The sequence below is a fragment of the Nonomuraea sp. NPDC046570 genome, from assembly GCF_040645915.1.
GTDB lineage: Bacteria > Actinomycetota > Actinomycetes > Streptosporangiales > Streptosporangiaceae > Nonomuraea.
In genome coordinates, this window is the sequence record NZ_JBEYZF010000104.1 from 1 (window position 1) to 2,557 (window position 2,557).

At 68.0% G+C, this 2,557-nt stretch carries 2 protein-coding genes; one reads left to right on the plus strand and one right to left on the minus strand.

The features are described 5' to 3' along the window. On the plus strand, positions 1-1,020 hold a 1,020-nt coding region (locus ABZ911_RS43040), incomplete at its 5' end, for an integrase core domain-containing protein (RefSeq protein WP_358070468.1). Between the two features lie 258 nt (positions 1,021-1,278). Here the strand turns inward: ABZ911_RS43040 and ABZ911_RS43045 are convergent. Continuing rightward, positions 1,279-2,142, minus strand: coding sequence for an alpha/beta fold hydrolase (locus tag ABZ911_RS43045; RefSeq protein ID WP_358070470.1), 864 nt, complete (start codon positions 2,140-2,142; stop codon positions 1,279-1,281). Positions 2,143-2,557: the final 415 nt, after the last annotated feature.

Consider the following 2,557-nt stretch of genomic DNA (forward strand, 5'->3'; position numbering starts at 1 on the left):
CGCGCCAAGGACATCGAGATCTTGGTGCTCCGGCATCAGCTGACGGTGCTGCAACGGAAGGTGACCAAGCCCGTGTTCACTCGGGAAGATCGGTTCCTCCTCGCGGGGCTGCTGCATCGTCTGCCGATGGGCACGCTGCGGCGTCTCACGTTGCTGGTCCGCCCTGACACGATCCTGCGCCGGCATCGTGATCTGCTGCGACGCCGGCACGCCGCAGCAAGCGCTCATCGGCGGCGGGGACGCCCGCGCACCGTCCGATCCATCCGCGTCCTGGTGCTGCGGCCGGCCCGGGAGAACTCCTCGTGGGGCTACCGGCGTATCCACGGCGAACTGGCCGCGCTCGGCAGCAAGGTCGCCGCCTCCACGGTCTGGGAGGTCCTCAAAGCCCACGGCATCGACCCCTCTCCGGAACGGGAGCACACCGCCTGGTCCGAGTTCTTACGCAGTCAGGCCGATGCGCTGCCGGCCTGTGACTTCTTCGAGGTCCGCACGCTGACTGGGGCGCGCCTGTACGTCTTGGCGGTCATCGAGCACGCCACCCGCCGCATTCGGATCCTCGGGGTCACCGCGCACCCCACCGGGCAGTGGGTCACCCAGCTCGGTCGTAACCTCGTCATGGACCTGCAGGATGCGGGCAGTTCAGCGAAGTTCCTCATCCGCGACCGAGACACCAAGTTCATCGCGGCCTTCGACGCCGTGCCGGCCGGTGCCGGAGTACGCATCATCAAGAGCGGCGTCCGTATGCCGCGGATGAATTCCATCATGGAGCGATGGATCCAGACCTGTCGGCGTGAGCTGCTGGACCGAACCTTGATCTGGAACCAGCGCCACCTTCTACATGTGCTGCGCGAGTTCGAGACCTTCTACAACGAACACCGGCCCCACCGTGCTCTCCAACAGGCTGCCCCGCTTCGACCACTCGTTGATCCCGGCATCGACTCGGCCTCGATCGCCTCGTTGGAGATCCGCCGACGTGATCGGCTCGGAGGTGTCCTGAAGGAATACCGACACGCGGCTTGACGTGGCCGGATGATTAATCGGCACCCGCACTGCTGGGACCGCGTGACTCGGGTGGAGGCGCGGTACTTCAGTGGCCACCCTGCTCTGTCGGCGGGGCGAGGCGGAACGCGGCAGACATGAGCTGGCGAGAAGTCTGGACGGCAGGATCCGCGCGCTCGGGCCGACCCACCTGGAGTCCCTGCGGACGCGACGTGACCTGGACGAGCTGACGTAGAACGCCCCCGCCGCCGAGGACGGCGGCAGGGGCGGCAAAGAGCGTCAGGCGAGGTCCGCCAGCAGCTCCGCGAAGACCTGCGGCCGGCTGAAGTAGCCGACGTGCGAGGTCGCCAGCGTGTGCACGTCGAAGGGGTTGTGCGGGGTCAGCGCGTCCGCTTGGCGGATCATGTAGTCCTGGACGGCCGGGGTGATGCTGCGGTCCTCGGACAGGCGGATGTAGGTGTGCGGGACGCGTCCCCATCCGTCGGCCGTGACCAGCGCCGCCGGCTCCAGCACCGTATGGTTCTCGTCCGGGTCCATGGAGTCAAGCAGCAGCCGGAACTGGTGGTCGGTGGAGTCGGCCATGATGGCGGTCTTCAACTCGGCGAACAGTTCCGGGTCGGCGTGGGCGCTGCGCCAGTTCAGGCGGGCCACACCGGGGTCGGGCACACCCGGCACGGCGATCCGGGCCGCCGCGGCGTCGAGCAGGTTGTCGTCGACCACGTCCCACGCCTCGGTGAGCATGGCCGGGCTGCTCAGGCACAGCGCGGAAAGGTAGACCACGCGGTCGAGCAGTTCCGGTACGGCGTTGGCGACGGCGCTGATGGTCAGGCCACCGAGGCTGTTGCCGGCCAGGACGACCGGGCCCCGTTCGGCGAGCCGGCGCACGATGTCCACCACGTGCCGCACGTTGTCCTGCAACGTGACGGCGCGCATCGGGGAGGGGGCGTCGGCCAGTGCCGCGGCGTCTTGCGGCAGCCGGTAGTAGGCGGCGGGGGTGCCGGCGCGGTCGCCGTGGCCTGGCAGGTCGACGGTGTACGAAAGGTGACCGAGCAGGGCCAGTTCGTTCTGTAGGGGCCTCCAGGCCTGAGCGTTGCTGGAGCCGCCATGAACGAACACGAAAGTGGGGCGCGAGGTTGCGCGCATGAAATGAATCCTCGTCATCCAGAGGTGAACGGTGGACACGGGACCCCGGTGCATGCGACGGTCTGCACCGCGGTCAGAACGCCGACCGGGTCCGGATCGCCTGCCAGTTGTGGATGACGGAACACATGAGGCCAACTGTAGCGGATGAGGCGATGGCCCCGCCTTCGCGTTTCACTCGGTGCAGTCCTTCGGGCCGGGCCGGGCCCGCATCCCAGCGCCGGCACTGACGTGGCCGCTTCGATGTCATACCAACCACCGTCGAGCGCTGACCTGCGGCGGCGCAATCCCATGTACCTGGGTTGGGTCGGGCCAGGGCGCGGTGGGGCCTTCCCCCCGGAGTGTGGACACCTTGAGTACCGGATGATGGACATCCGGAGACAAGGAGTTCCACGTGGCGATGAAGTCGTATCCGCCG